This window comes from Labrys okinawensis, from assembly GCF_047345005.1.
Classification (GTDB): Bacteria; Pseudomonadota; Alphaproteobacteria; order Rhizobiales; family Labraceae; genus Labrys; species Labrys okinawensis.
Genome location: NZ_CP178864.1, coordinates 1,932,798 through 1,958,742 on the forward strand (window position 1 = coordinate 1,932,798; position 25,945 = coordinate 1,958,742).

Annotated in this window: 30 protein-coding genes and 1 pseudogene; 29 read left to right on the forward strand and 2 right to left on the reverse strand. The window is 61.5% G+C overall.

The genetic code is table 11. The annotated features are described in order from the left end of the window. Nucleotides 1-28: 28 nt before the first annotated feature. The 4 genes and pseudogenes from ACMDCR_RS09150 to ACMDCR_RS09165 form a co-directional block, all read left to right on the forward strand. Nucleotides 29-724 (forward strand): annotated as a pseudogene (locus ACMDCR_RS09150) (DNA-binding protein); the annotation flags it as partial. 65 nt (nucleotides 725-789) lie between these two features. Further along, complete coding sequence (locus tag ACMDCR_RS09155; RefSeq protein ID WP_413992227.1) at nucleotides 790-1,827, forward strand: toprim domain-containing protein; 1,038 nt, start codon at nucleotides 790-792, stop codon at nucleotides 1,825-1,827. A gap of 338 nt (nucleotides 1,828-2,165) precedes the next feature. Next, on the forward strand, nucleotides 2,166-3,092 hold the full coding sequence (locus ACMDCR_RS09160; protein ID WP_413992228.1) for a DUF2493 domain-containing protein: 927 nt from the start codon (nucleotides 2,166-2,168) through the stop codon (nucleotides 3,090-3,092). Nucleotides 3,093-3,401: 309 nt separating this feature from the next. Continuing rightward, nucleotides 3,402-3,644 (forward strand): hypothetical protein, encoded by a 243-nt coding sequence (locus ACMDCR_RS09165; protein ID WP_413992229.1) that lies wholly within the window; start codon nucleotides 3,402-3,404, stop codon nucleotides 3,642-3,644. Nucleotides 3,645-3,917: 273 nt separating this feature from the next. Here ACMDCR_RS09165 and ACMDCR_RS09170 read toward each other — a convergent pair whose 3' ends face one another. After that, entirely contained in the window at nucleotides 3,918-4,091 is a 174-nt protein-coding gene (locus ACMDCR_RS09170) for a hypothetical protein (RefSeq protein ID WP_413992230.1), read from the reverse strand. A 52-nt stretch (nucleotides 4,092-4,143) separates the two neighbouring features. Here ACMDCR_RS09170 and ACMDCR_RS09175 point away from each other — a divergent pair, with 52 nt between their 5' ends. The 9 genes from ACMDCR_RS09175 to ACMDCR_RS09215 all read left to right on the forward strand — a co-directional run bounded on the left by ACMDCR_RS09175 (nucleotide 4,144) and on the right by ACMDCR_RS09215 (nucleotide 13,327). Next, on the forward strand, nucleotides 4,144-4,350 hold the full coding sequence (locus ACMDCR_RS09175) for a hypothetical protein (RefSeq protein ID WP_413992231.1): 207 nt from the start codon (nucleotides 4,144-4,146) through the stop codon (nucleotides 4,348-4,350). 793 nt (nucleotides 4,351-5,143) lie between these two features. Then, nucleotides 5,144-5,719, forward strand: a complete 576-nt coding sequence (gene msuE / locus ACMDCR_RS09180) for an FMN reductase (protein WP_413992232.1) — start codon at nucleotides 5,144-5,146, stop codon at nucleotides 5,717-5,719. Nucleotides 5,720-5,753: 34 nt separating this feature from the next. Then, complete coding sequence (gene sfnG, locus ACMDCR_RS09185) at nucleotides 5,754-6,866, forward strand: dimethylsulfone monooxygenase SfnG (RefSeq protein WP_413992233.1); 1,113 nt, start codon at nucleotides 5,754-5,756, stop codon at nucleotides 6,864-6,866. A gap of 60 nt (nucleotides 6,867-6,926) precedes the next feature. Continuing rightward, nucleotides 6,927-7,850 (forward strand): ABC transporter ATP-binding protein, encoded by a 924-nt coding sequence (locus ACMDCR_RS09190; RefSeq protein WP_413992234.1) that lies wholly within the window; start codon nucleotides 6,927-6,929, stop codon nucleotides 7,848-7,850. Then, nucleotides 7,850-8,746: a branched-chain amino acid ABC transporter permease gene (locus ACMDCR_RS09195; protein ID WP_413992235.1), complete on the forward strand. Its 897-nt coding sequence runs from the start codon at nucleotides 7,850-7,852 to the stop codon at nucleotides 8,744-8,746. The genes ACMDCR_RS09190 and ACMDCR_RS09195 overlap by 1 nt, the downstream gene beginning before the upstream one ends. A gap of 3 nt (nucleotides 8,747-8,749) precedes the next feature. Continuing rightward, nucleotides 8,750-9,787 carry a branched-chain amino acid ABC transporter permease gene (locus ACMDCR_RS09200; protein ID WP_413992236.1) on the forward strand — a complete coding sequence of 346 codons (1,038 nt, stop codon included), beginning with the start codon at nucleotides 8,750-8,752 and terminating at the stop codon, nucleotides 9,785-9,787. 45 nt (nucleotides 9,788-9,832) lie between these two features. Then, nucleotides 9,833-11,197: an ABC transporter substrate-binding protein gene (locus ACMDCR_RS09205; RefSeq protein WP_413992237.1), complete on the forward strand. Its 1,365-nt coding sequence runs from the start codon at nucleotides 9,833-9,835 to the stop codon at nucleotides 11,195-11,197. A gap of 60 nt (nucleotides 11,198-11,257) precedes the next feature. Beyond that, nucleotides 11,258-12,040 carry an ABC transporter ATP-binding protein gene (locus ACMDCR_RS09210; RefSeq protein WP_413992238.1) on the forward strand — a complete coding sequence of 261 codons (783 nt, stop codon included), beginning with the start codon at nucleotides 11,258-11,260 and terminating at the stop codon, nucleotides 12,038-12,040. A 27-nt stretch (nucleotides 12,041-12,067) separates the two neighbouring features. Further along, nucleotides 12,068-13,327 (forward strand): SfnB family sulfur acquisition oxidoreductase, encoded by a 1,260-nt coding sequence (locus tag ACMDCR_RS09215; RefSeq protein ID WP_413992239.1) that lies wholly within the window; start codon nucleotides 12,068-12,070, stop codon nucleotides 13,325-13,327. 241 nt (nucleotides 13,328-13,568) lie between these two features. Here ACMDCR_RS09215 and ACMDCR_RS09220 read toward each other — a convergent pair whose 3' ends face one another. Then, nucleotides 13,569-13,880 carry a hypothetical protein gene (locus ACMDCR_RS09220; RefSeq protein ID WP_413992240.1) on the reverse strand — a complete coding sequence of 104 codons (312 nt, stop codon included), beginning with the start codon at nucleotides 13,878-13,880 and terminating at the stop codon, nucleotides 13,569-13,571. Nucleotides 13,881-14,196: 316 nt separating this feature from the next. Here ACMDCR_RS09220 and ACMDCR_RS09225 point away from each other — a divergent pair, with 316 nt between their 5' ends. The 16 genes from ACMDCR_RS09225 to ACMDCR_RS09300 all read left to right on the forward strand — a co-directional run bounded on the left by ACMDCR_RS09225 (nucleotide 14,197) and on the right by ACMDCR_RS09300 (nucleotide 25,901). Further along, the gene (locus ACMDCR_RS09225; RefSeq protein WP_413992241.1) at nucleotides 14,197-14,412 is read left to right on the forward strand and encodes a cold-shock protein; all 216 of its coding nucleotides are present in this window, start codon (nucleotides 14,197-14,199) and stop codon (nucleotides 14,410-14,412) included. Nucleotides 14,413-14,537: 125 nt separating this feature from the next. After that, nucleotides 14,538-15,467, forward strand: a complete 930-nt coding sequence (locus ACMDCR_RS09230) for an NUDIX hydrolase (protein ID WP_413992242.1) — start codon at nucleotides 14,538-14,540, stop codon at nucleotides 15,465-15,467. Between the two features lie 58 nt (nucleotides 15,468-15,525). Further along, nucleotides 15,526-16,509: a quinolinate synthase NadA gene (gene nadA, locus ACMDCR_RS09235; protein ID WP_413992243.1), complete on the forward strand. Its 984-nt coding sequence runs from the start codon at nucleotides 15,526-15,528 to the stop codon at nucleotides 16,507-16,509. Continuing rightward, nucleotides 16,506-18,095: an L-aspartate oxidase gene (locus ACMDCR_RS09240; protein WP_413992244.1), complete on the forward strand. Its 1,590-nt coding sequence runs from the start codon at nucleotides 16,506-16,508 to the stop codon at nucleotides 18,093-18,095. The genes nadA and ACMDCR_RS09240 overlap by 4 nt, the downstream gene beginning before the upstream one ends. Before the next feature lies 1 nt (nucleotide 18,096). After that, complete coding sequence (gene nadC, locus ACMDCR_RS09245) at nucleotides 18,097-18,948, forward strand: carboxylating nicotinate-nucleotide diphosphorylase (protein ID WP_413992245.1); 852 nt, start codon at nucleotides 18,097-18,099, stop codon at nucleotides 18,946-18,948. Between the two features lie 44 nt (nucleotides 18,949-18,992). Beyond that, nucleotides 18,993-19,691: a class I SAM-dependent methyltransferase gene (locus ACMDCR_RS09250; protein ID WP_413992246.1), complete on the forward strand. Its 699-nt coding sequence runs from the start codon at nucleotides 18,993-18,995 to the stop codon at nucleotides 19,689-19,691. 687 nt (nucleotides 19,692-20,378) lie between these two features. Next, nucleotides 20,379-20,705, forward strand: a complete 327-nt coding sequence (locus ACMDCR_RS09255) for a DUF736 domain-containing protein (protein WP_413992247.1) — start codon at nucleotides 20,379-20,381, stop codon at nucleotides 20,703-20,705. Nucleotides 20,706-20,922: 217 nt separating this feature from the next. Further along, entirely contained in the window at nucleotides 20,923-21,195 is a 273-nt protein-coding gene (locus ACMDCR_RS09260; RefSeq protein WP_413992248.1) for a DNA -binding domain-containing protein, read from the forward strand. A gap of 115 nt (nucleotides 21,196-21,310) precedes the next feature. Next, nucleotides 21,311-21,610 carry a transcriptional regulator domain-containing protein gene (locus ACMDCR_RS09265; RefSeq protein ID WP_413992249.1) on the forward strand — a complete coding sequence of 100 codons (300 nt, stop codon included), beginning with the start codon at nucleotides 21,311-21,313 and terminating at the stop codon, nucleotides 21,608-21,610. Beyond that, entirely contained in the window at nucleotides 21,555-22,082 is a 528-nt protein-coding gene (locus ACMDCR_RS09270; protein ID WP_413992250.1) for a DUF2285 domain-containing protein, read from the forward strand. Before ACMDCR_RS09265 ends, ACMDCR_RS09270 begins: the two co-directional genes overlap by 56 nt. A gap of 140 nt (nucleotides 22,083-22,222) precedes the next feature. Continuing rightward, the gene (locus ACMDCR_RS09275) at nucleotides 22,223-22,504 is read left to right on the forward strand and encodes a helix-turn-helix transcriptional regulator (protein ID WP_413992251.1); all 282 of its coding nucleotides are present in this window, start codon (nucleotides 22,223-22,225) and stop codon (nucleotides 22,502-22,504) included. Nucleotides 22,505-22,522: 18 nt separating this feature from the next. After that, entirely contained in the window at nucleotides 22,523-23,668 is a 1,146-nt protein-coding gene (locus ACMDCR_RS09280; protein ID WP_413992252.1) for a replication initiator protein A, read from the forward strand. Continuing rightward, complete coding sequence (locus ACMDCR_RS09285) at nucleotides 23,665-24,186, forward strand: DUF2840 domain-containing protein (RefSeq protein ID WP_413992253.1); 522 nt, start codon at nucleotides 23,665-23,667, stop codon at nucleotides 24,184-24,186. Before ACMDCR_RS09280 ends, ACMDCR_RS09285 begins: the two co-directional genes overlap by 4 nt. Beyond that, nucleotides 24,183-24,728: a S26 family signal peptidase gene (locus ACMDCR_RS09290; protein ID WP_413992254.1), complete on the forward strand. Its 546-nt coding sequence runs from the start codon at nucleotides 24,183-24,185 to the stop codon at nucleotides 24,726-24,728. The genes ACMDCR_RS09285 and ACMDCR_RS09290 overlap by 4 nt, the downstream gene beginning before the upstream one ends. A 66-nt stretch (nucleotides 24,729-24,794) precedes the next feature. Next, complete coding sequence (locus tag ACMDCR_RS09295; protein WP_413992255.1) at nucleotides 24,795-25,130, forward strand: DUF736 domain-containing protein; 336 nt, start codon at nucleotides 24,795-24,797, stop codon at nucleotides 25,128-25,130. A gap of 3 nt (nucleotides 25,131-25,133) precedes the next feature. Further along, complete coding sequence (locus ACMDCR_RS09300) at nucleotides 25,134-25,901, forward strand: lytic transglycosylase domain-containing protein (protein WP_413992256.1); 768 nt, start codon at nucleotides 25,134-25,136, stop codon at nucleotides 25,899-25,901. The last annotated feature ends 44 nt before the right edge of the window (nucleotides 25,902-25,945 follow it).

Below are 25,945 nucleotides of genomic sequence, written 5' to 3' on the forward strand. Positions count from 1 at the left end.
CGGGTCAGTTCTCAATGGAAATCCCGGGTCACTTCTCAACGGAAATCAACAGGACACGTTCCTTCATCGACCGGCGACGGGCGCGCTCGAGGCCAATGTCCGCCATATCTTCTTCTCTGCACAAGCGGACGAGTTGAAGGATTGCCCCTCGGCAAAATCCGTTACCGATCGGCACGAACGCTGGGGCGACCTGGTTCCGATCGATGACCAAGCCCTGTGGAATTGGCTCGTCGGGCTCGACGAGGGCAGCCGGATGAATCTGCTCGCCCATTGCATCAGCTACGGCGTGAACGCGCTTTATGAGCGGCCGAACCCTTACAGTGGATCAGGCGTGAGCGAACACGGCCTGCAAGTGCGAATGTCGCAGGCCGACCGGCTTGCACGGGCGACGGGGCTCGACATGGTGAATGCCGGATGGCGGCCGACAGTCGGCAATTATTTAGGCCGTGTCACCAAGGCCCGAATCCTCGAAGCCGTGCGAGAGGGCGCCGGCGACCGAGCCGCCCAGGTCATCGACCATCTCAAGAAGGGCGACATGGCCAAGGAGGCCGAACGGCTTCTGTCTGACACGGGCTGGCTGCCGGAACCGCTTCGCCTTTCCCAGGTGGAACCCGTGGGTGAACAAATGACGGCAGACGGCGGCGAAACGGCTATGGACGAGACAGCGTCCGCCACAGAAGATGAAGAGGCCGGCGATGCTCCTCCTGTCGTCGCGGCCGAATAAATCGAGCCGAGTCACCACACTGGCCCGCCGACACTGGCGGGCCTTTTTCTTTGCAGGAGGCCCATATGGTGGAAGGAGCTCGTGATTTGGCCGCCCACCTCGCCAATCAGGCCGAGGCCACATGCCGGCACTACCTCTCGAACGGGCGGCGCGATGGTAAGTACTGGGTGGTTGGAGATGTCCGCAACACACCCGGCCGCTCAATGTTCGTCCGTCTGGGGGAAACGAGTAAGGGCGCTGCTGGAAAGTGGACCGATGCGGCAACGGGTGAGCATGGCGATCTCCTCGACGTGATCCGCGAAGCGCTTGGCCTCGTCGACTTCGCGGAGGTGGCCGAGGAGGCCCGGCACTTTCTCAGCTTGCCAACGCCCGACCCTGAAGTGGGGCCCAGGAAGCTTATTCGCAATCCAGCACCCTCAGGATCGGCTGAGGCGGCACGAAGGCTGCTTGCCATGTCGCAGCCGATCGGCGGTACGCTCGCTGAAACCTATCTGCGAGGTCGTGGCATCACGGCCTTGCACGGAGCTGGAAGCCTCCACTTCCATCCCCGCTGCTACTATCGGCCCGAGGAGCATGGTCCGACCCAGACCTGGCCTGCCATGATCGGCGCCGTCACAGATCTCATCGACAAGATCACCGGTGCGCATCGGACCTGGCTCGCCTCGGATGGGTCAAGCAAGGCTCCGATCCACCTTCAGCGCAAGGCGATGGGCGATCTCCTCGGGCATGCCGTCCGCTTCGGCCGGGCCGGCGAGGTCTTGGCAGCAGGCGAAGGCATTGAGAGCGTCTTGTCTGCACTGGAGGTCATGCCCGGAATGGCGGCCTGTGCGGCTCTCTCGGCCGCCCACCTCGCGGCCATCCTGTTTCCCGGTGGTTTGCGCCGCCTCTATATCGTCCGCGACAACGATCCGGCCGGCGACGTTGCACGAGATACCCTAATCGAACGCGCAAATTCTGCCGGGATCGAGGCTCTCGTGCTTTCGCCTGTTCTCGGGGATTTCAACGAGGATCTTCTTGCACTCGGGCGTGAGGCCCTGCGCGCGCATATCCGGGTGCAGCTTGCTCCCCAGGACGTCGCACGCTTCATGACCCTGCCGACATAAGCGGGAGGCAACAAGGTGGCCGCGCACCCCGCACCCCTTTCCGCTTGGATGGGAGGAGCCTTTGCGGGGACCGCGCCTCGGTCCTTCGAGAGGGCGATCGGCCCACATTCGGGGCGGACAAGCAATGGCGGAGGCCGACTATTTTCCAGCGGCGCTTTCGCCCCACGCGGCGGCGTGGGGCGAAAGCGCCTTTCCATCGCGAAACAAAATAGTCGGCCCCCGTCATCCTCCGCTGGCGCTTCGGCCCTGCGCTGAGCTTCGGGTGCAGGTCCGCTCCGCCCGTGGGCTCCGTCGCCATGAAGGCCGCGGCGGCCGCGGTCCAGCCAAAGGAACATCCCATGAGCGGATATGATGACGACGAACTGCATCGCGACGCATCCCCGACCACTTATGTCCTGCAAGAACTCCAGCTCTACGGCTATCGCCCTTACGAGGATGAGCCTGATCCCAGACCGCTCCCGGAGGGCAACCGCGTTGCCGGCGCTATCGCCGATATCTTCGACGCCCTGATCGCGGCACTGCAAGACACACGCCTGGAGCCCGACCTCGACGATCTCCTTTGGTCCACGGTCAATCTCTTCCACCGCGCCACGGACCGCGTCGGGCGTGAACTCGACGACAACGAGCGGGCGCAGGGCCGAAGCCAGCGCGAACAGGATGGCAGTGAAGTGAAGTCAGTCGAACTCGAGCGCCTGACCGCCGAGGGGCAGACTCTCATCGAACGCAGAAACGCTTTCGAGCTGATGCGCGACCAGGCGGCCGAGCATTTCGAACGGCATACGCACTCAAGCTGGCGTCCGCATACCGGATCCCTGGTGAACCATCGCAATCTCACCGCCGCACTGATCGACAGCCGCGACTTCCTCGCAGCCAGGCGGCGAGCGGAAACCGAGGTGATGCTGCCCACCGGGCCTAAGATTGTCTTCTCCGGCGGGGACACGACCGACCACATGCTCATCTGGGCCAAGCTCGACCAGATCCACGCCCGGCACCCGGACATGGTGCTGATGCACGGGGGATCACCGAAAGGCGCCGAAAAGATCGCTGCCCGCTGGGCCGATCACCGCAAGGTCCCGCAGATAGCCTTCAAACCCGACTGGACAAAACATGCCAAAGCCGCGCCGTTCAAACGCAACGATCAGATGCTGGCCGTCATGCCGATCGGCGTCATCATCTTCCCGGGGACCGGCATTCAGGACAACCTCGCCGACAAGGCCCGCTCGCTCGGCATCCCGGTCTACCGGTTCGGCAAGGGCGGTGCGTAAGCACTGCCTCTTCCACATTGCCACAACGTGGTCAGTGGTCGATCACAAGTGCCCAGAAGCGGTATCTCCAGCCTGCCAGCTGGACCGGAACGACCCCCTCGCTTGCCAGCGATGCCGGGGGTCGTGCTCCCCCTCTCTATGACCGCCAAGTCTACGGACTGCTCAGACAGCCTCAAGGATGAGCGGTCCCCCCAAAATTCCACGAATTTCGGTTCCCCCGCTCCCCGGCTCCGCCGGTCGCATGGCGATCCTCGACCCTATCTTCGCCAGTCCGCCGGCCCGGCCGTCATAGAGACAAAGGAGATCATCATGACCATCGTTTACGGAAGCTGCGTCGAACCCGGCGGTATGGAATTGGATGACACCACGAGCTGCGATCGGTGCCCAAGCTGCGACGGCCCTCGCTGCAAGTTCCAGTACTTCGAGTATGCCTCCTGCGGCTCGATCAATCTCCACCACAGCATCATCTGCGAGGATTGCGGCTATCGCGATCTGGATTTGCCCGACGCCTTGGTCTGTGATGACGATTTCGACCCGGATGACGCGGAGTGACACCGCGACTTCAGAGGGGAGGGCCGGCGCTCTCCCCTTGTTATTGGCACCACTTGTGTTGGCCTTCGCTCAGGTTGCTCGTTTTATTGGCGCGCGTTCGCAAGGAGCCATCGCCCAGCCACAGGTGAATTGTCAGCAGGGAAGTCCCTGCGCGAACGCATACCGGCCATAGCCATCCGCTTGCGCAGTAGCCGAGGTGCTTGCATTGCACGCCGATGGGCTCTGATGAATCTTGGCGCTCGGGTCCTTTACCGATGATCCTCGTAGCTTGCGCTAAGCATTTCCTTCCGGATCAACATCCTTCAGGGATCTATAGCGCCGTTCGGCAACCATTGCTCGCAAGGTCTCGATAGCATCAGCGGCTTCCAGCAGGGCTTCTTCGATTTCCACGGTGGGTCGATCATCGACCATCGACGCCAGAACTCTTAGCTTATCGACAATATCCATGGCGTATTCTCCGGACTTTGCTGAACATACATGAGCCGGAGGCAAAGCAAGCATGCGTCCCTTGCCGAAGATACGCGGGCGATATCGGATCATAATTCCCGAGACTGGAGCGGAATGGGTCTTTGTCGATTACGACATCGGCGGAAAATTCGAAATCACCCGCGAACGATATGAACAGAGAGGATATGAACCGCCCATCGACAGCCTGCCAACCAACGAGCAATACGAGGCTATCGTGGTGGCGAAGAAAGATGAATGAAATCTGTGGTTTGGGCGGATACGGCGTATTGCTCCATGCTGATATTGTCCCAAAGAGTAACTAGAACAAAGGAAGATCAAGGCATAAGCACCGCCTTCTCCACAACGGCGCATTCTCTGTACACTGGCCGGTCATGAGTGCCGAGAGGCTATGACTGCCAAGTCTAAGGACTGCTCGGACGCCTCAATGATGAGCCGTTCCCCCAACATTCGACGAATTTAGGCTCCCCCCGCTGCGCCTGCCGCCGAGCGCTCGTTGACGCTATCCTCGTCAGTCAGCCGACCCGGCAGTTACTACACGGTCATAGAAATTCTCAGGATCATCAATCGCCTTCGGCCCGGAAAAGGGAGCGCAACAATATCAGCTTCCCCAGACGGGTTGCGCTCGAAAATACCGTGAGCTCAGTGGCCCGCGGCCTTTGGCGACTTGTCCATTGCTATCGATGCGGCAACGAATTTTGCTCGGCTCTCCGTTGCAGGAAGTGAACAAACGAGCTTGAGAAAGCTGATCAAATCCGGTGTGGGCTTAGGAGCAAGGCCCAATCGTGAATTTGGGGCACGGATTGTGAACAAACGATCACGAATGCGGCGATTTGGATCATGATCGGACCGCGGGAGTCTAACCTTCCAAATTTGGCTGTCCTCTAAAACACTGAAAAATCTATTGTAATTTATCGGCGTGCGATCTTGCGCAGCTTTTTTGGCCTTCCCGCGCGCGTCGCAAAAAAGATCCAAATCATTAGTTGACAAATTCTATCGATTATAGATTCTAAGCGACCACGAAAGGAGCCGCCATGTCTGCGCGCAAAATTGTTGGGATCTCAGGAAGCGTAAGGCGGCCATCGCGCACGACCGGCCTGGTTCGCACCATTGTGGATGGTCTGCAGGACCTAGGCAGCGTTCATCTGCTTGAGCTTGTCGATGAGGCGCCGCACCTCTTTTCCTCGTTGACCGCCGCGACACTGTCGCCACGGGCCGCGCGTGTCGTCGATCTTGTGGAGAGCGCCGACCTGCTCGTCGTTGGCTCGCCGGTCTATCGCGCGTCATACACCGGTGCTCTCAAGCACCTCTTTGATCTCGTCGACTATCGTTCCCTGCAGGGCACGCCCGTCGTCCTCGCCGCCACGGGTGGCACGCCCCTGCATGGCTTGATGACCGAACACCAGCTTCGGCCGCTATTCGGCTTCTTTGGCTCTCGCACCATCCCGACTGCGGTCTACGCACTCGATTCCGACTTCAACGACTATGAGCTTGCCAACGAACGCGTGCAGGATCGCGTCGATCGCGCGACCGCCGAGGCCCGGCAGCAACTCGAACTTCAAACGCTGAGTGCACGGCCGGTCCCAGTTGCCTTGCCGGTCGACGCTTAAGCCTTCTCAGCTCCCCAGATCCAGGAAAACCAGAATGTCGTCCATTCCCCTGTCGTCCGAACGTGAACCGGTTAAATTTGCCTATTGGGTCCCAAACGTGTCCGGCGGCCTGGTGATCAGCAACATCGAGCAGCGCACGAGCTGGGACATTGATTACAACCGCGAGCTCGCCCAGATCGCTGAAAACAATGGCTTCGATTATGCCCTGAGCCAGATCCGCTTCACAGCAGGATATGGGGCAGACAATCAGCACGAGCCCGTCACCTTCAGCCAGGCGCTTCTGGCGGCGACGGAGCGCCTGAAGGTGATCGTTGCGCTCCTGCCCGGCCCCTGGAACCCCGCGGTTGCCGCCAAGCAGATTGCGACGATCAACAACATCTATGGTGGCCGCGTCGCCGTGAATGTGGTGAGCGGCTGGTTCCGCGGCGAGTTTACAGCCATCGGCGAACCCTGGCTTGATCATGACGAGCGTTATCGCCGCTCGGAAGAGTTCATCCGGTCCCTACGCGGGATCTGGACGCAAGACGCGTTTACCTTCCGGGGTGATTTCTACCGTTTCAGCGATTACAGCCTGAAGCCCAAGCCGATCGATCCTCAGCCGGAGATCTTCCAGGGTGGCTCATCTCGCGCGGCGCGCGACATGGCGGCCCGAGTCTCGGATTGGTACTTCACCAATGGCAATACACCCGCCGAGATCAAGAAGCAGGTTGATGACATCCGTGCCAAGGCAGCTGCCAACGGGCACGCGGTCAAGGTTGGCGTCAACGCCTTTGCGATTGCCCGGGACACGGAAGAAGAAGCCAAAGCGGTCCTGGCCGAGATTATCGCAAAGGCCAATCCGGAGGCGGTCCAAGGTTTCGCCCATGAGGTGAAGAATGCCGGCAAGGCCTCGCCCGAGGGCGAAGGCAATTGGGCCAAATCCTCCTTCGAAGACCTCGTGCAATATAATGACGGCTTCCGCTCCAACCTGATCGGAACACCGCAGCAGATTGCCGAGCGCATCGTGGCTCTCAAGGACGCCGGCGCCGACCTCATCCTCCTAGGCTTCCTGCATTTTCAGGAAGAGGTCGAATTCTTCGGCAAGCACGTCATTCCCCTGGTGCGTGAATTGGAAGCGGAGCGATCGCTGGCCGTCGCCGCGGAATAAGTCGGCCCGCTCCAGGCGAGCAGGTTCAACAATCACTTATTAGATCAACGGGAGCGGCTGATGGGCGCTACCTTCGGCGCGGCCTTGCAGAGCTCGGCAGACTACGATGTAGGACCCGCTGTCCCCGTTGAGGATCTGCGTGCTTCGGCATCTCCAACCACGGCACGACAACATGCCACCGCGCTTGCGGTCGAGGGCATAGGGTTGTCGTTTGGAGGCGTTACGGCCCTCAGCGAGGTCGATCTGGCCGTCTATGCCGGCGAGATTTTCGCGATTATCGGACCCAATGGCGCGGGCAAGAGTTCGCTGATCAACGTGATCAGTGGCATTTACCGGCCCGACCGGGGTCAGGTCCGCTTAGGAGGACAAGCGTTCGCCGTCGTGCCCACGACCCGACTGGCCTACCTGCGAGTCGCCAGGACCTTTCAGAACCTCGCCCTCTTCAAGGGGCTGAGTGTCGTCGACAATGTGGTTGCAGGCCGTGTGGCCGCCGGGCGAGCCAGTCTGTTCGAGCAAATCCTCGGTCTGAGGCGCGCCCGGCGCGAACGGCAGGACGCTTATGCTCGAGCAGACGAGATCATCGAATTTCTTGATCTTGCCGATTGTCGCGACCGTCTCGTCGGAACCTTGCCTTACGGCCTGCAAAAGCGCGTTGAACTGGCACGTGCCCTGGTGGCCCGTCCAAAACTGTTGCTTCTCGACGAACCGATGGCTGGCATGACGGCCGGTGAAAAAGCCGAGATGGCACATTTTATTCGGGCAGCGCGCGACGAATTCCACACCACCGTGGTGCTGATCGAACACGACATCGGTGTCATCATGGGCCTGTCGGACCGCATTGCGGTCCTCGACTACGGGCGCGTGATCGCGCAAGGCACGCCGCAACAGATCCAGAGCAATCAATCCGTCATCGATGCCTATCTGGGTGTCGAGGACGACGATGACGGCGGCGAGCATCCCCATGATCTCGAGAAAGTCAGCTGATGGACGGCTTCGATTACCAGTTCCTTATTGAAGTCCTTGTCGGAGGATTGCTGTCGGGCGTGATGTATTCGCTCGTCGCTATCGGCTTCGTGCTGATCTACAAGACCTCGGGCGTCCTCAACTTTGCACAGGGCGCGATGCTGCTGTTCGCAGCACTGACCTTCGTCAGCCTCGTCGAGCGCGGGTTTCCTACATCGCTGGCGATTGCCGCGACCTTGGCCATCATGGTGATCCTCGCCATTGGCATCGAGCGCACCGTGTTGAGGCCGCTCGTCAACAAGCCGCCGATGACTTTGTTCATGGCGACGCTCGGTCTTTCCTACATCATCGAAGGCGCCGCTCAGCTAATGTGGGGGACGCAGGTCCATGGCCTCGATCTCGGCATCGACGACACGCCGTTTGAAGTCTACGGCGTATTGATCTCGACGTTCGATCTGTTTGCGGCCGGGGTCGCCGGTCTCATGGTCGTTCTCCTGACCTTGTTCTTTCGCTTTACGCGGGTCGGGCTGGCATTTCGGGCAGTCGCAGATGACCAGTTTGCGGCTTACGCCACGGGCCTTCGCCTGCCGCGCATCTGGACTATCGTTTGGAGTGCCGCCGGTGTTGTCGCGCTCGTCGCGGGTTTGCTCTGGGGTGCCCGACTTGGTGTGCAATTTTCCCTGTCGCTAGTGGTTCTTAAGGCACTCCCTGTGCTGGTCTTGGGCGGGTTCGACTCGATCCTCGGTGCGATCGTGGCGGGATTGTTGATCGGTGCTCTCGAAAAGCTCGCCGAGGTCTATATCGGTCCGTTTTTTGGTGGCGGCATCGAGGGCTGGTTCGCCTATGTGCTCGCGCTTGCCTTCCTGCTCATTCGGCCGGCCGGCCTGTTTGGCCAAAAGATCGTGGAGAGGGCTTGATCCATGTCCTCGCTCACGATGCCTTCATCCCTTGACAAAGCCCGCCGGGTGCCAAGCTGGCTCGCGCCTTCGCTGCTGCTCGTCATCGCTTACTTCGTATTGCCTTTTCTAGGTACCGATTATCTGTTCGAGGCAATCCTCACGCCCTTTCTGGCTCTCTCGCTCGCAGCACTCGGCTTAAACTTGTTGACGGGATATGCCGGACAGCTGTCGCTCGGCTCGGCGGCTTTCATGGCGGTCGGGGCCTTTGCGGCCTATAACTTCAATCTTCGCATTCCCGGCATGCCGCTGCTTGGCAGCATGGGACTTGCGGGTGTGATCGCCGCCGCCATCGGCATCGTGTTCGGTCTGCCGAGCTTGCGCTTGCGCGGCTTCTACCTGGCTGTGGCGACCCTAGCCGCACAGTTCTTTGTCGAATGGGCGCTCACCAAATTCAGTTGGTTCTCGAACGACAATCCCTCCGGCGTCATTGACGCTCCGCAACTCACCATCGCGGGCCTGACCTTCGATGGCCCCGTGGGGCGCTATCTCTTCGCCCTGACCGTGGTGACCGGGCTCACCGCCCTTACATACCGGATTGTAAACACACAGACAGGGCACAATTTCATAGCCGTGCGGGATAACGAGATGGCCGCGCGGGTGATTGGCGTGCCCGTTCTGCGCACCAAGTTGCTTGCCTTCGGCCTGTCCTCGTTCATCGTCGGGGTTGCTGGCGTTCTGTGGGCTTTCGCCTATCTGCGGACAGTCGAGCCCGCCGGCTTCAATCTGGACCGTTCCTTCCAGATCCTGTTCATCATCATCATCGGCGGGCTCGCCACAATCCGGGGCGCATTCTTCGGCGCCGCCTTGATCGTGGTGTTTCCCTTGATCCTGTCGAGACTTGGCAGCCTGCTTTTTGGAGGCGCCTTCGACTCCGGCGTGCTCGACATGAGCCAGCATATCGTGCTGGGCGCGCTGATCATCCTGTTCCTCATCGCCGAACCAGACGGGCTCGTGGCCCTCTGTCGACGCTTGGTGAATCGCTTCTCCCCGCAAATCTGACCCGAAAACACGACCTCGTTGTCGATCAACACCCGGAATGTAACCATGCCAATCCAGAACTCCTCTTTCCTGCCGTACCTAAGGCGCACAGCGCTCGCTCTCGGTCTCGCGCTGGCGGTTGCCGCTCCGATCGGCCTGTCCGCGGCACAGGCGGACGAGCAATATTTTCCGCTGCAGAGCTACCGCGTTGGCCCCTATGCGGCTGGCGGCACCGGGTTTTTCGGCGGCTTCATCGACTATCTCAATCTGATCAACATCCGCGACGGCGGCGTGAACGGCGTGAAGCTCACCTGGGACGAGTGCGAGACCCAATATGAGGTCGAACGCGGCGTCGAGTGCTATGAGCGCCAGAAGAGCCATCCGGCGGCTGCGGCCTGGAATCCGCTTTCAGTCGGCATTGCTTATGCCATGATCGATCGCATTACGGCCGACAAAGTTCCGCTGATTACCATCAACCATGGTCGCACCGACTCAACGGATGGGCGCGTCTTTCCCTATGTCTTCCCATTGCTGCTCAATCCCTATAGCGAGACGTCGGGTATCATCAACTATATCGGCGGCAAGCTTGGCGGGGTGGACAACCTGAAGGGTAAGAAGATCGTGGTGCTCTACCATGGCTCGCCCTATGGCAAGGAAACCATCCCGATCTATGAGCTTCTGGCCAAGAAATACGGCTTCGACCTGCAGCAGATCGAGGTGCCGCATCCTGGCAACGAACAGCAGTCGCAATGGCTGACAATCCGGCGCTACAAGCCAGACTACGTTGTGCTGCGCGGTTGGGGCGTGATGAACCCGGTAGCGCTGAAGACCGCTCAGAAAGTCGGCTTTCCGGCAGACCATATTGTCGGCAATGTCTGGTCCAATTCCGAGGAAGACGTCATACCAGCCGGCGATGCCGCGAAGGGCTACACCGCCATCACGACGCAGGCTTCCGGCAACACCTATCCCGTGGTCCAGGAGATCGTGAAGACGGTCTATGGAGCCGGCAAAGGAAACCTTGAAGACAAGAAGCGCATCGGCAGTGTCTATCACAACCTCGGCATTGTGAACGGCATCCTCAATGTCGAGGCCATTCGCATCGCGCAGGAAAAGTTCGGCCACCGAACCTTGACCGGCGACGAGGTGCGCTGGGGCTTCGAGCACCTGCAACTTGATCCGGCCCGTGTCGAGGCGCTCGGGGCCAAGGACCTGTTCCATTCGATCAACGTCACCTGGCAAAACCACGAGGGCGACGGCTACGTGACCTTCCAGCAATGGGATGGCGCCAAATGGAATGTTGTGTCCGACTGGATTGCGCCGGACTGGGCATTGCTTCGCCCGATCATTGAAAAGTCCGCTGCGGCCTACGCGGCCGAGCACAAGATCGTTCCGCGAACCGCCGCCGACGCCGATCAGTTGGGCGCCAATTGACGTCCGTGCCCTTGCTCTCCCAACTTTGGGGGGCAAGGGCATCCCATCGGAGCAGAAGCGATGGCAGTCCAGCAACCTCTCCTTTCCATTACCGGCATCTCGGCTTCCTACAGCCATACGATCGCGGCGCTCCACAACGTCAGCCTGGAAGTGCGCGCGGGCGAAATCGTGGCCTTGCTGGGCGCCAATGGCGCCGGCAAATCGACAACGCTGAAAGCCGTCTCCAACCTGCTTCCGGCTCAGCGAGGAAAGATCACAGGCGGATCCATCCACTTCGACGGACATGATGTTTCGACCACGAGTCCTTCCAAGCTGGTTCGGCTCGGTTTGGTCCAGGTCCTCGAAGGAAGGCACTGTTTTCGCGCCTTGAGCATCGAGGAAAATCTCATCGTCGGGGGGCTTGGCCGCTCATCGAGCCGATCGGAGCTCGCCCAGGATCTCGAGCGGGTCTATGCAACCTTTCCTCGCCTGAAGCAAAAGCGCAGGACGGCCGCCGGGCTGACATCGGGGGGTGAGCAGCAGATGGCCGCCATTGGTCGAGCGCTGATGGCGCGGCCCCGGCTGCTAATCCTCGACGAGCCGTCAATGGGGCTCGCCCCGCTGGTCGTGCAGGATATTTTCCGCCGATTGAAGGGCCTCAATCAAAGCGATGGGCTCTCGATCTTGCTGGCCGAGCAGAACTCGACCATTGCGCTGCGCCACGCCGACCGTGCCGCAATCCTTGAGGTCGGGGTCACCGTCGTCGAGGGCACGGCGGCGGATCTGAGGGCCCGCGACGACATCAAGGCTTTCTATCTCGGCCAAGCCGTCACCCCGGCTGGGTCCCACACGCGCGCCGCCTAAGCCACCGAATTCAAACAGGAGCAATCCATGACCATTGCCGTCAAACAGGCCGACATCGATCCGAAGGTGCAGCCGGTTGCCATTCCAGCTGTGCCCCGCCCAAAAGAGCCAGCCCACCTGATCAAAAGCGACGCAGAAGCAATTGCCGTTGCAGAGGACCTCGCCCGGCGGTTTGCGGAGGGAGCGTCGGAACGCGATCGTCAGCGCATATGGCCCGTGGCCGAGCTCGACGCTTACTCGCAAAGTGGTCTGTGGTCCCTGAACGTGCCCAAGGCCTTTGGTGGCCCGGGCCTGTCCTATGTGACGATAGACAAGGTGATCCAGATTATTTCGGCGGCGGATCCCTCGATCGGCCAGATCACGCAGAACCATATTGGCGTCGTCGCGGCAATCTTGACCAACTCGGATGAAGCTCAGCAAAAGCTGTTCTTCGCTGAAGTTTTGAAGGGCACCAGGTTTGGCAATGCTTTCTCCGAATTCGGCTCGAAACGGGCTGCCGAATTCGAAACCAAGTTCACCGATGCCGGGGACCATGTGTTGGTCAACGGTAAGAAGTTCTATTCAAGCGGAGCCCTGCTAGCTCATTTGGTGCCGATAGTCGCGCTCGATGACCAGGGAAGAGCCTGGTACGCCATTGCAGAGCGTGACGCGGTGGGACTACAGGTGATTGATGACTGGTCGAGTTTTGGCCAAAAGACCACGCTCAGCGGCACTGTCCTGATCGACAATGTAAGAGTGCCCAAGACCCATCTCGTTCCGGGATACAAGGGCTTCGAGCGACCGACGGCGGACGGGGCCATCTTCCAGATCATTCAGGCAGCCGTCGACACAGGTATCGCCGAAGCGGCCATCAAGGATACCATCAGCTTCGTCCGCGGCAGCTCTCGCGCCTGGATTGACAGTGGCCTCGAGCACGCATGGCAGGATCCCTATACGATTCAGGCCGTCGGCGACCTGACCCTGAGGCTGCACGCGACCGAAGCTTTGCTCGAGAAGGCGGGGCTTGCTGTCGATCAGGCCGTCGAAAATGCGACCGCCGAGACTGTTGCCAAGGCACAGATTGCCGTCGCTGAGGCCAAGGTGCTCTCGACCGAAATAGCAATCGCTGCAACCAACAAGCTGTTTGAACTTGCTGGCACCCGTTCCACACTCGGGGTGCACAACCTGGATCGGCATTGGCGCAATGCCCGAACCCATACGCTTCATGACCCGGTGCGCTGGAAATACGCAATCTTGGGAAATTACGCGCTGAACGGGGTCAATCCTCCGGTTCACGCTTGGAGCTGAAACTGTGAATCTCGGGCCCGCGGGGGCGGACGTCGCGTGTTGGGTCGATACGAAAGGGCGCTTTCGCCAGCCGGAGATGTTGCGCCGATGGTCTTGCTCGGATGGTATCGACTGATGCCATCCGACGATCCAGTGGTGCATTTGGGCCGGAAGGTATCTGGCCCCCGAGAATGGCTGCATTCCCTCGACTGAATGCCGTTAGGCATAGTCATGGTATGACAGGGGGCCGCTCATTGTCGGCTCAGTTGGCGTCCACTGCCTTTGATGCTGGCGTCGGATTTGGCGCCATGAACACTTTAAGCGCTCGGAATACCTTTTTCCGGTGAGCAGGCTGCCAGACCAGTCGCCAGGCGACCTTTTTGGTTCTTGTCTCAACCTGCTGATAAACAGAAACAATTGAAGTGTTTCGTCGATAGAAGAGATAGATGCGACCATCAAACTCAACTTCGGTACCGCCCTTCTCGTCAAGGCGCCGGAATTTAACGTCCGATGAATTGCTCGACATCTTTGGCGGCGGGTCCTTTTTCGGCTGGTCCGGCGTATAGTTGAGCACAGATAAGGCAACGTCTCAGCCATCTGCTGGTTCCACTTCACAAGCATGTCGGACCGCGGACTAGCTCTCCAATGCTGGGCCTCGCCGTCCTAGAAACGCCGCACTAGGGCAGGGGGCCGATTGTGCCGCCACGGATGTCTTGCGACCGCAGGCATTGCCATAGGCCAGGATCGCTCAGGGTGCGAGCGAAGCTGGAGCTGGGCCCGTCATCCGATTTCGCAGAGAGTGAATAGTTCTTGAGTTTAACCGATGCATTCCCTCAAAGTGAGCGGGCCAGCAATCGCGCGACATTATTATAGCTTCACAGAGGTGTGGAATGCCTGTCGGTACCGTCAAGTGGTTCAATGCGACCAAGGGCTTCGGGTTCATTCAACCCGAGAGCGGTGGCGGCGACGTGTTTGTGCACATCAGCGCTGTCGAGCGAGCCGGTCTGCGCGATCTGCGAGAGGGTCAGAAGATTTCGTATGAGCTCGTGGCCGACCGGCGAACGGGCAAGTCCTCAGCGGACAATCTGAAGCCGAGCCAGGGGTGAGGCAATTGGGGGCAACGCCGGTCCCCATGGCGAACAGCACTGAGCCGTACTGACAGACCTATATCGATTTGCCTGTTCGAGCACGAAAAGCGCCTCGGGCGCAGATAGGGCCCAGGAGACGAATCGTGCCGATTGACGACGGCAACTCCATCAATGCTGATCTCATCGCCGTGCTTGTCGCGGTCACCGCCGATCGGCCCAGAGTTATGACCGTGCAAGGCGGTGATGCCTTGCCGTCGGGACCTTTCGAAGCCGGGCATCGGTCGCTGCAGTCCGGGTTGCGGGCCTGGGTGGAACGCCAGACCGGACATCCCCTGGGCTATATCGAGCAGCTCTACACCTTCGCCGACAAGGATCGCGCGGGGGAGGATGCCCATCGCGTTATTTCGATCAGCTATCTGGGGCTCACCCGGGAGGATCGAAAGGGCTCTGTCGAAACGGGTTGGCGCGACTGGTATGACTATTTTCCATGGGAGGATCACCGCGCGGGCCTGCCCTCCTTCTTTGAAGAGCGTATTGCGGTACCCCTGCGCCGCTGGGCCGAAAGCGCCGAAACTTCGACCTTGCGTGGGGAACGCCTTCAAAGGGTGAATATCGCCTTCGGCCTGCAAGGCTTCGGCTGGAACGAGGAACTCGTGCTGCAGCGCTACGAACTCCTCTACGAGGCTGGACTCGTGCCCGGGGCTGCGCAGGCTGGCGCGGGGAACAATGCGGTTCTTGTCCCGGGCAAACCGATGCTGGCTGATCATCGCCGTATCCTTGCCACCGGTATTGCCAGGCTCCGCGCCAAGATCAAATATCGACCCGTCGTCTTCGAGCTCCTGCCGCCGACCTTCACGCTCCTGCAGTTGCAGCGTAGCGTCGAGGCCCTGGCGGGGCGACTCGTCCACAAGCAGAACTTCCGGCGCCTCATCGAGCAACAGGAACTGGTCGAGGAAACCGGAGCCATGACCGCGGATACGATCGGGCGCCCGGCCAAACTCTTCCGTTTCCGCCATGCCGTCCTGGCCGAACGCGTGGTGGCCGGCACCAAGCTGCCGCTCTCGCGGGCTTGACATTCCTTATGCTCAGTATAAGCATATGTTCGATATATGCTCAATCGGAGTATAAAAGATGCCAAGCGATATCGCCCTTCTGGCCCGAACGGCTCCTCTCTACGATCGCGTGAAGCGGGTCATCCCAGCCATCGAATGGCCGGTCTTTGCCGACGATGTCGATGCCATTCTGGAGCTCAAGAGGCGGCGCAACGCCGTCATCCTGGCCCACAACTACCAGACGCCGGAAATCTTCCACTGCGTTGCCGACGTGGTTGGGGACAGTCTGGCTCTGGCACGCAAGGCGATGGAAGTCGATGCCGACATAATCGTCCTCGCCGGCGTGCATTTCATGGCCGAGACCGCCAAACTGCTCAATCCGGACAAGACTGTCCTGATCCCGGATAGGGCGGCGGGCTGCTCGCTCGCCGAGTCAATCCGTCCGGAGGATGTGCGTCTCCTGCGCCAAACCCACCCCGGTGTGCCGATCGTGACCTATGTCAACACCTCGGCTGCCGTGAAGGCCGAGTCCGACATCTGTTGTACCTCCGGCAACGCCAGGGCGATCGTGGAGGGACTGGGTGTCAGCCGCGTGATCATGCTGCCGGACGAGTATCTCGCCAGGAACATTGCGGCCGAGACGGATGTCGAGATCATCGCGTGGAAGGGACATTGCGAAGTGCATGAGCGCTTCTCGCCGCGGGAGGTGCGCCAGCTTCGCGAGGACCATCCTGGAATCATCATCCTCGCCCATCCCGAATGCCCACCCGATGTGGTGGCGGAGGCGGATTTCTCGGGATCGACAGCCGTCATGTCGGACTATGTCGCCGTCAACAAGCCACCGCGCGTCGTGCTTTTGACCGAGTGCTCGATGAGCGACAACGTGGCCGTGGAGCATCCCGATGTCGAGTTCGTGCGGCCGTGCAATCTGTGTCCGCACATGAAGCGGATCACCCTCGCCAATATCCGTCAGTCCCTGGAGACGAACAGTCATGTCGTGACCATCGACCCAGCTGTTGCCGTGCGGGCGCGCCAGGCCGTCGAGAGGATGCTGGCGCTATGAGCGATCATCCCAGGGCCTTTGCCGATCGGCCTGTTGTTGTCGGTGCGGGCATCGCCGGTCTGATGACGGCACTCTGCCTGGCGCCCGAGCCTGTCGTCCTGCTCTCTTATGGCCATCTTGGTGCGGAGACGTCGACGGCCTGGGCTCAAGGGGGCCTTGCTGCCAGCATCGGCTCGGACGATAGCCCCGAGCTGCATCTGGCGGATACCATCGCCGCCGGCCACGGTCTTGTCTATCGGGAGCAGGCGCGGCGTATCATCGAGGCGGCGCCGGCCGCCGTGCAGACGCTGAGCCGGCTCGGCGTCCGCTTCGACCGCGAAGGCGAGAGCTTGTTGCTCGGTCTCGAGGCCGCCCATGCACGCCGTCGCATCATCCATGCCGGAGGTGACAGCACCGGCCGGGAGATCATGCGGGCACTCATCCTGGCTGTCCGCCGCACGCCTTCGATCACAGTGCTGGAGGGCGTCGAGGCCCGCCAGCTCATCGTCGAGGAGGGCATGATCGCCGGACTGCTTGCCGCGCGCAGCACTGGACCTTTTGTGATCCCCACGTCGCGTGTGGTGCTGGCAACCGGTGGTATCGGTGGTCTTTTCCTCGACAGCACCAATCCGCGAGCTAGCATGGGGCAGGGCCTTGCCCTGGCAGCGCGGGCAGGGGCGCTGCTTTCCAATCTGGAATTCGTTCAGTTCCATCCAACGGCATTGGATGGCGCCGCTCGTCCCATGGCCCTGATCAGCGAAGCCGTACGGGGGGAGGGCGCCATCCTTGTCGACGAGACGGGGAAACGCTTCCTCGCGGATCTACCGGGAGCGGAGCTCGCCCCACGAGATGCCGTCGCTCGCGGCATATGGCGTCACCTTGCGGAGGGGCATTCGGTCTATATGGATGCACGCAGCAAGCCGGGCGCCGCCTTCTCCAAGCGGTTTCCTGGGATCAGCGAGATCTGCAGGCAGGCCGGCTTCGATCCACAATCACAGCCTTTTCCGGTCCGCCCGGCGGTGCACTATCACATGGGCGGCGTTGCAGTGGATGGAGAGGGGCGCAGTTCGATCGAAGGCCTCTGGGCTTGCGGTGAAGTGGCCTCTACGGGACTTCACGGCGCCAACCGTCTTGCCAGCAATTCGCTGATGGAAGCTGCGGTCTGTGCCTCATGGATTGCGGACAGCGTCAAGGGACAGGCCGCCCGACAGCGCGCCTTTCCGGCCTTGCCTGTCGTGCCAGCCCCACCCAACCCCACGCCCGTGCGGCCCATCATGTCGCGTTGGCTCGGGGTCCTGCGCAACCGGCATGGGCTTGAAAATGCCATCGCACAGCTCCTGCCACTCGCCAGCCGCCGAGCACCAGCTTCGGAGCCGGCGCTGATTGGCCTCATGATTGCCGTTTCCGCTCTTCGTCGCGAAGAAAGCCGCGGCGCTCACGCCCGCACGGACTTTCCCCATTCGGATCCGGCATCTCAGCGATCGCTCCTGTCTCTCGATGCCGCCATGACAGCCGCCGCCATGACAGCCGCCGCTGAGACAGCCGCCGCTGAGACAGCCGCCGCTGATCTGCCCCCGAGCCCGTTCCAATTTGCAGAAAGTGCCTAAGATGAATTTGTGCCCCCTTTCTCCCCTTTTGTTCGAACCGTTGGTTCGCGCGGCCCTGGTCGAGGATCTCGGGCGGGCTGGCGACCTGACGACCGACGCGATCGTTCCACCGGACTTGCGCGCGACGACCGTCCTTGCCGCTCGCCAGTCTGGTGTCGTCGCGGGGCTCGACATTGCCGCCCTCGCGTTCCGGATGCTCGAACCCGGTATCGGATTGGTCGTGGAGCGGCCGGATGGCAGCCCTGTCGAGCCAGGCTCGGTGATCGCAACCCTGAGCGGCTCTGCTCGTGCGCTGCTGACTGGGGAGCGCACGGCGCTCAACTTCCTATGCCATCTGAGTGGTATCGCCACGGCGACCGCGGCGGTGGTCTCCGCTATCAGTGAATACAAGGCCCATATCGTCTGCACCCGGAAGACCACGCCTGGCCTGAGAGCCCTTGAAAAATACGCCGTACGTGCCGGCGGCGGCAGCAACCACCGCTTCGGTCTCGATGACGCCGTGCTCATCAAGGATAACCATGTCGCGATCGCCGGCGGCATTCTCCCGGCCCTGGAACGCGCGCGCGCGGCTGCCGGGCATATGGTCAAGGTGGAGCTTGAGGTCGACACCCTCGCTCAGCTCGAGGAGGCATTGGCCTTCGGTGTTGACGCGGTATTGCTCGACAACATGACGCCGGATGAGCTGCGCCAGGCCGTCGCGATGGTCAACGGCCGTGCCTTGACCGAGGCCTCCGGCCGCGTCACCGCCGCCACCGCACCGGCCATCGCGGCCAGCGGCGTCGATCTGATCTCCATTGGCTGGCTCACCCATAGCGCCCCAGCCCTGGATATCGGGTTGGACTACCAATCCTGATCAGCCAAAGTGGGCAGAAACTAAACTTCGGTGGGGAATACGCCTTGAACGTCAAAGGGATTGAAGAAGGGCAGGGGCATTCTGCCGAGTCTTCCTATGCAGGCGCTTATCATCGTTGGGCGCGCTTTTACGACCTTATCTTCGATTGGCCGTTTCATCCTGGACGGTTGGCGGCCGCGCTTGCGGTCGCACAGGCTGCGCCGTCGGGAGGGGATGTCCTCGTTGCCGGGGTTGGTACAGGGCTCGAACTTGAACTGCTTCCGCGCAGGACCAGGGTAACCGGGATCGATCTTGCCCGACCGATGCTGGCGATCGCGTGTGAGCGAGTTGCACGAAAAAACCTGCATCACGTCGAGGGCCTGCACATCATGGACGCCGGTTCGCTCGAGTTCGCAGATGGCAGCTTCGACGTCGTTCTCGCCCCTTACATATTGAGCGTTGTGCCGTCGCCCAAACGCGTGCTCGAGGAAATGTGGCGGGCCACGCGTGTTGGGGGCGAGATGATCATCCTCAATCATTTCTCCGCAGCCGAAGGTCTGCGGGCGCGGGTAGAGGAGTCCCTGCAGGGGGCGGGCGGATGGCTTGGTTGGCGGCCTTACTTTCCCTACGCTATTGTCGCCGACTGGCTCGCTTCTCAAGTCGATGCCACAATCGTCGAGCAGCAGCAAGTTGCTCCCTTTCGCTTGTTCACTCTAATTCGCGTGAGAAAAGAGGCGCAACCGTGTTGCACCGCAGATCAATAGGGCTCCTTAGACCTTGGTAAAGCGCCCAGAAAAAGTAGCGTTTTATCTTTCGAGAGCTCGATGGGCTGACGCATGGCGCATCAGCGGGACCGAGGCGACGGGGCCTCGCCGTCTTCATCGTCGAAGAGGTTGGCGCTTTCGAGCCCTGTCGCGCGGATCGAGCCGTTTCATTGGCACATCGCGATGCGGCTGGTCGCACTCGATGCCAGGCAAGGGACCTTGCGCGAACAAGGGCGATGAACGGGTCATTGAGGCATTCGGCCCGTGACGAGAACGTCGGAGAATGGCGAGGCTAATTGCCTGGGACGCGGGGACAATGCCTGTGAAACTCATCGCGATCTTCTCTCGGGGCGAAGGGCCGCCAGCGTCTCCGGTTTCAATCCGTCTCCAGAGCGCACCAAACGGCCTCTTCAATGGGCTGATCTGACCGAAGGGCGGCTGAAGCCTCGACCGCCTATGCCGCAACGGCGCATCTCGACTTTCTTCCCCTGCCGGACTCCCACCCCACGCGGAGGCCGCGTGGGGACCTCGAGAGCGGCGACATTCCTCGCGAAGCAAGAAACTCGTGCCTGCGCCGTCCTCCGCGTTGCTCCGGTAGCGAGCGATGCGGCGTCGGTCGCCTCCGGTCAACCGATCGCCATCGAGGCCGCATGGTGCGGGCTCGGAAACAGAAAACGGAGACTTAAAATGGCGACCATCGGCACCTTCAAGAAGACCGGCACGAACGAGTTCACCGGCGAAATCGTCACCCTCAGCGTCCAGGCCAAGAACGTGCGCATCGTCCCCGACCAGCGCGCCACCGGCGAGAACGCCCCCAGCCACCGGGTCCTGGTTGGTCGCGCCGAGATCGGTGCCGCCTGGTCCAAGCGCTCCAACGAAGGCCGCGACTATCTGGGTCTCAAGGTCGATGATCCGAGCTTCAACGCTCCCATCTACGCCAACCTCTTCGATGACGAAGACGGCGAGGGCTACTCTCTGATCTGGTCCCGGCCCAACGGGCGGCGCAGCGATTGAGGTTCCAGACGAAGCCCCGCCGAAAGGCGGGGCTTCAGTCCCGCCAACGGATCGGCGGCATCCATCTCTTGGGCGCCATCACCCCATCCAAGCGTCGAAACACGTGATGGCACGGCCTTCTTTCTGCGCGTCAAACGTCTCCGAGTGGTGTAGTTTTAATGCGCATTTGATTTGCTTCACGGGAGCATCCTTGGAGAAGGGCACGAGAAGCCAGGGCATGGAACAATCCATACTGCCTTTTCTGGATGAGCCGCCGCAAAGCCAGCACCTGACGGCGTATGATCGCGCGCATATGGCGCTCTATCTCAGGCTGCTCGACGCCTCCCGCGATGGCGCTGACTGGCGTGAGGTCGTCCGGGTTCTGTTCGGTGTGAATGCCGATGACGAGCCCGCGCGCTGTCGCCGGATCCACGACACCCACCTGGCTCGGGCTCGCTGGATGACGCAATGTGGTTACCGCGAACTTGCCCGCGAGCACCGCCGCTCCTGACCAGGGGGATGCCAAAACGGCATCACCCGTTGCCAACAAAGAGACTTCTGCCGCGTGCTTAATCCGGGAATCCTCCGCCTTCCTTGATCACATGGGCAGCGGGAGGAACGCGACGATGCCGGCAGCATCCCAATGGCGCTCCTCGGCGTCGTACGACTATATCGACGACTTGACCGCGTCCGAACTTGCCTGGGAATGGTTGCGGCGCAACGAGGCCTATGGTCGCGACTACGAAGCATTCGCGGTTCCCGGAGCCGACGAGAATGCGTCGGGGACCCTGATCCGAGACCGTTGGGGGGTGCGATTTCCCAGTCGATCCATCGCTCGATTGGCCCGACGGAGAGGTGTTCTGGTCGCCGTTGGAGGACACATCGTCGGTCCTCCTGACGGCGCTGCCCGACCTTCCGATCGCTGATGACGATATTCGGGCCTGCATGAACAAGGTTGGCTTTCATGCCGACGAACTGGGTGCCCATGCTCTCTGCAATCTCGATGAGCGACAACGCCTGCAGCTGCTCTATGTCGGTGACGCGGAGCGGGGAGGGCCCATCGCCGCCATCGTGCCGCTCGGCCTGGAAGGTTTTGATCGTCTCGAAGCCATCTTCAGATTGCTGGCCGCGTTGCATCAACGGCCAGTCCCTCAGGACAGGCGACTGACGCCGCAGCAACGCTCGCGCGCCCGTCGCATGCTGCAAGCCTGGGACGGTGACCGCAACGGCGCCACCCAGCGCGAGCTTGCCGAGGTGGTTTTCCATCATGTCCCGCGCGGTCGCGACGAGTGGCAGGCGTCGTCGAGCCGCTACGCCGTCATGGCACTTTTGCGCGATGCCCGCCGGATGATCGCGGGCGGCTATCGGACATTGCTTCATCATCGCCGCCGATCCTAACCGTGCCGGCCGACAGTTGTGTGTGCGAATTCAGGTCTCCCCAACTTCGCACTGCATGTCGCAGGATTTCCTCCGCCATCGTGATCCTCGTTCCCCGTCGACCACCGGCGGCGTCCACGAACGCCACGAAAGGCTCCTTCATGCGACCCGATCACACCATCCTGCCGCCTCGCTTCCTGCGCACCAAGGAAGCGGCCGAATTCCTGAGCCTGTCCGCTCGTACGCTCGAAAAACATCGCACGTACGGGACGGGTCCCGCCTACAGCAAGCTGGGCGGGCGCGTGGTCTACGCCGTTGACGAACTGATGGCCTGGACCCGACAGGGGGCCGTGACCTCGACGTCCGATCCGCGTGGATCGGTCCTTCCTGCCAAGCGTCATCTGCCGACACCCTCGCTTCACGCCAGTCGTTTCACGCGCTGACCGCCAGTCGTTTTAGCGATGACCGCTCGACGTCAGTCCCCGCCGGCGGCAGGTCAGCTCGATCTCTTCCACTCCCTTCCCGGCGATTTCGCGCCTCGAGATGCGCAGGACCTTATGACCTATCCGTTCTTTTCCCTCTCCAAGACGCATCGGGTCAAGGCGATCGACTATAGCGCGCCCAATGTCTCGATCCGGGTCGAGGCCGTGCCCGAACATGGCATGGCGACGATCTGGGATGCCGACATCCTGATCTGGGCGGCGAGTCAGATCGTGGAAGCCCGCGATGCCGAACTTCGCACCTCACGGCTGATGGCCGCCACGCCCTATCAGATCCTCAGATTCGTCGGCCGAGGTACGTCGCTGCGCGATTATCTGCGCCTCAAGGCCGCGCTCGACCGACTGCAATCGACCACGGTCTGCACCTCGCTGCGCCAGCCGGCGGAAGGGCGGCGCCATCGATTTTCCTGGATCAATGAATGGAAGGAACGTGCGGATCCTAGCGGAAGGCCGCTCGGGATCGAGCTGATCCTGCCGGACTGGTTCTATCAGGCCGTCCTCGACGATGCGCTCATCCTGACCATCGACCGGGCTTATTTCGGGCTGACCGGCGGGCTCGAACGCTGGCTCTATCGCCTGGTGCGCAAGCATGGCGGCAGCCAGCGTGACGGCTGGCAGTTCGATTTCCGGCACCTCTATGCGAAGTCCGGCAGCCTGTCGCCCTACAAACGATTTGCCTACGAGCTGCGCGACATCATCCGGCGCCAGCCCTTGCCGGGATATTCGTTGTTCATCGAAATCGACCGGCGCAGCCGGCCGCTGCTGGCTTTCGAGCGATCGGCTCCCCTTGGACAGGCTGTGGATCAGCTCGTGCCATCGGGAACCGCCGCTCGCGTGCCATCGGGAACCCGTCTCTCGTGCCATCGGGAACCCGAACCGAGCCTAACCCACGGCGGCAACAGCGAAAATCGTGCCCTTAACTTAGAGTCTAACCTTGAATCTAACTCTTATAGACGCGCGCGCGGTGTGGAAAACGCCGCAGCGAGGGTGCCTGCCGGCGCTCTGATGGCGCCCCCTGAGCGTGATGCCTCCGCCAGGCTCAACGGCAATCGCGATGGGACGCTGCCCACGGCCAATTCCTCCTCTCTCACAGGAAGAAAATCATGACCGGTGCAGCTAGCTCTCCTCCGCGCGGCGCCCCGGCGCCGGCCGCGGATACCTCGACCATCTTCACGGATGTCGAATTGACCTGGATCGAGAAGCGGCTGGAGAACTGGATCCGTTTCGGCCAGGCGGCGCAAGAGCAGGTGCTTGATGAAAGGCGGCGCGTTCTCTCGTTTCGGCCCGGCAGCATCTTCGCGTTCCTGCGTTGGGCCGCCAATGACTACGGGACTGTGATCTCCCGGATCGACATCGTTCGCGCCGTCAAGCCTGGTGAGCCGTACCAGACAGTGCCTTTCGTGCGGCCAGGCGGCGACGTTTTGTTGAAGATCGACGGCTGGCCCAAGGTCGAACAGGTGCTCCGGCACATCGATGCCATCGAAGCGCTGCGCATCGAGCCGACCGACGTCGCCCCCGATCACTGGCGACACGTTCACAGCCGACTGAAAGCAGGGTTGCCGCCGCGCCCTTACACGGTAGCGCGCCATCAAGCGTGGCTCAGGCGACGGGGACTCGAACGATGATCCGCCCCCGCTATGCCCTACTGGCTACGGTCGCGGTGCTCGGCAGTTCCGTCACCTCCTACGTGACATTGCCCAGGAAACTGGTCTGGAACGCATCGGCCAGCACACCGATTGGCTTGTACTTTGTTGCCTCGCCACGAGATCTCGCCGTCGCGGATCTGGTCGTTGTCGACGCCCCCGCGCCGCTCGCGGCCTTCCTCGCGGAGCGCGGTTATCTGCCCAAGGGCGTGCCGCTGCTAAAGCGCATTCTGGCGATCCCCGGGCAGGTGGTTTGCCGGTCGAACCTCACCATCACAGTCGACGGCATTAAAGTCGGCACGGCGCTCCGGCGCGATCGCGCCGGCCGTGATCTGCCTGTCTGGCAGGGCTGCCGTCGCATTCCGACCGGTGAGGTCTTCCTCATGAATCGGCAGGTCCCTGACAGCCTCGACGGTCGTTACTTCGGCCTGACTTCCACAGACCGGATCATTGGCCGGGCCGTCCCTCTGTGTACGGATGAGCACGGCAATGGCCGCTTCGAATGGCGCGCGCCGAGCCGATGACCGCGCGACCGACGGGCGCCCAGCCAACCAGTTTCACATCGCAACCCCAACGAAAAGGAGATCGACATGCCACAGATTGGTGGTTTCACCAAGGGGGAGACGGGCTTTTCTGGTTCCATCCACACCCTCAGGCTCAAGCTCGACATCGCCCTGGTGGCGATGGACGCGAGCGATACGGAGAACGCACCTGACTACCGCGTCCACGCCGACAGCGATGAGGGTCCCGAGATTGGCGCCGGCTGGAAGCGCTCCAGTGAAAAGGCGGGCGAATACATCTCGATCCAGCTCGACGATCCGACCTTCCCGCAGCCGATCCGCGCCAACCTCTTTCAGAATGGCGACGACAAGACGTCCTGGTCGCTGCACTGGTCTCGCCCGCGCGATCGCGCCGAGAAGGATTGAGCGATGCCGTTTGGCTGTCCAGCGGCGAGCGGCCGGCGTGCTCTCGGAGCGCGGTGCGCAAAACCCACGGCTCTCCTTCTCCTTTCCGGCATCGTTGCCGCAACGATCATGCCGCTGCTCGCAAGGGCGAAATTCGCTGCCCCCACGCAATCGATTAGCGCCCGCTATGCCGTGCCTATCGCAGAGGCGGCGGCGCGGTTTCGGCTGCCGACCACATGGATACGTGCTGTCATTGGCGCCGAGAGCAATGGCGATCCGCGTGCGAGATCGCCAAGAGGCGCCATGGGTCTAATGCAGATCATGCCCCGAACCTGGGCTGATCTGCGCAAGCGCCAGCATCTTGGCAGCAATCCCAACGATCCGCGGGACAACATCATCGCGGGGGCTTGCTATATCCGCGAGTTGTTCGATCGCTATGGATGGCCGGGTTGGATCGCGGCCTACAACGCCGGTCCCCGGCGCTATGAGGCCTCGCTTGCCGGTCGGCCGGTGCCTCTGGAAACGCGCGCCTATGTCGCCAACGTTGTCTCCGCGATCGAAGGCCGCAAGGTCATTGGCACTGTGGTGGCGCGCCTATCAACGCTTCCGCAATGGCGGCGTGCGGCACTCTTTGCCGCCCCGTCGGATCGCCGATTCGCCGGCGATCCGACGCGTGTCGGGCATCCATCCAGTGCGATCCTGAAGGCGGCCTTCGTGCACGATGTCTCTGCCATCGAGCCGCAATCAGGCGATCTGTTTGTTGCGCGATCGGTTGGGAGGAATGCGCCATGAGCGTCCTTGACGTCGGTCGAGATATCTCGCGCTTCTGCGTGCCA

Bases quoted from the DNA above. Each gene is read 5' to 3' on its own strand.
- ACMDCR_RS09155 (WP_413992227.1), top strand. From the start codon at position 790: ATGGTGGAAGGAGCTCGTGATTTGGCCGCCCACCTCGCCAATCAGGCC.
- ACMDCR_RS09160 (WP_413992228.1), top strand. From the start codon at position 2,166: ATGAGCGGATATGATGACGACGAACTGCATCGCGACGCATCCCCGACC.
- ACMDCR_RS09165 (WP_413992229.1), top strand. From the start codon at position 3,402: ATGACCATCGTTTACGGAAGCTGCGTCGAACCCGGCGGTATGGAATTG.
- ACMDCR_RS09170 (WP_413992230.1), bottom strand. From the start codon at position 4,091: ATGGATATTGTCGATAAGCTAAGAGTTCTGGCGTCGATGGTCGATGAT.
- ACMDCR_RS09175 (WP_413992231.1), top strand. From the start codon at position 4,144: ATGCGTCCCTTGCCGAAGATACGCGGGCGATATCGGATCATAATTCCC.
- msuE (WP_413992232.1), top strand. From the start codon at position 5,144: ATGTCTGCGCGCAAAATTGTTGGGATCTCAGGAAGCGTAAGGCGGCCA.
- sfnG (WP_413992233.1), top strand. From the start codon at position 5,754: ATGTCGTCCATTCCCCTGTCGTCCGAACGTGAACCGGTTAAATTTGCC.
- ACMDCR_RS09190 (WP_413992234.1), top strand. From the start codon at position 6,927: ATGGGCGCTACCTTCGGCGCGGCCTTGCAGAGCTCGGCAGACTACGAT.
- ACMDCR_RS09195 (WP_413992235.1), top strand. From the start codon at position 7,850: ATGGACGGCTTCGATTACCAGTTCCTTATTGAAGTCCTTGTCGGAGGA.
- ACMDCR_RS09200 (WP_413992236.1), top strand. From the start codon at position 8,750: ATGTCCTCGCTCACGATGCCTTCATCCCTTGACAAAGCCCGCCGGGTG.
- ACMDCR_RS09205 (WP_413992237.1), top strand. From the start codon at position 9,833: ATGCCAATCCAGAACTCCTCTTTCCTGCCGTACCTAAGGCGCACAGCG.
- ACMDCR_RS09210 (WP_413992238.1), top strand. From the start codon at position 11,258: ATGGCAGTCCAGCAACCTCTCCTTTCCATTACCGGCATCTCGGCTTCC.
- ACMDCR_RS09215 (WP_413992239.1), top strand. From the start codon at position 12,068: ATGACCATTGCCGTCAAACAGGCCGACATCGATCCGAAGGTGCAGCCG.
- ACMDCR_RS09225 (WP_413992241.1), top strand. From the start codon at position 14,197: ATGCCTGTCGGTACCGTCAAGTGGTTCAATGCGACCAAGGGCTTCGGG.
- nadA (WP_413992243.1), top strand. From the start codon at position 15,526: ATGCCAAGCGATATCGCCCTTCTGGCCCGAACGGCTCCTCTCTACGAT.
- ACMDCR_RS09240 (WP_413992244.1), top strand. From the start codon at position 16,506: ATGAGCGATCATCCCAGGGCCTTTGCCGATCGGCCTGTTGTTGTCGGT.
- nadC (WP_413992245.1), top strand. From the start codon at position 18,097: ATGAATTTGTGCCCCCTTTCTCCCCTTTTGTTCGAACCGTTGGTTCGC.
- ACMDCR_RS09255 (WP_413992247.1), top strand. From the start codon at position 20,379: ATGGCGACCATCGGCACCTTCAAGAAGACCGGCACGAACGAGTTCACC.
- ACMDCR_RS09260 (WP_413992248.1), top strand. From the start codon at position 20,923: ATGGAACAATCCATACTGCCTTTTCTGGATGAGCCGCCGCAAAGCCAG.
- ACMDCR_RS09265 (WP_413992249.1), top strand. From the start codon at position 21,311: ATGCCGGCAGCATCCCAATGGCGCTCCTCGGCGTCGTACGACTATATC.
- ACMDCR_RS09275 (WP_413992251.1), top strand. From the start codon at position 22,223: ATGCGACCCGATCACACCATCCTGCCGCCTCGCTTCCTGCGCACCAAG.
- ACMDCR_RS09280 (WP_413992252.1), top strand. From the start codon at position 22,523: ATGACCGCTCGACGTCAGTCCCCGCCGGCGGCAGGTCAGCTCGATCTC.
- ACMDCR_RS09285 (WP_413992253.1), top strand. From the start codon at position 23,665: ATGACCGGTGCAGCTAGCTCTCCTCCGCGCGGCGCCCCGGCGCCGGCC.
- ACMDCR_RS09290 (WP_413992254.1), top strand. From the start codon at position 24,183: ATGATCCGCCCCCGCTATGCCCTACTGGCTACGGTCGCGGTGCTCGGC.
- ACMDCR_RS09295 (WP_413992255.1), top strand. From the start codon at position 24,795: ATGCCACAGATTGGTGGTTTCACCAAGGGGGAGACGGGCTTTTCTGGT.
- ACMDCR_RS09300 (WP_413992256.1), top strand. From the start codon at position 25,134: ATGCCGTTTGGCTGTCCAGCGGCGAGCGGCCGGCGTGCTCTCGGAGCG.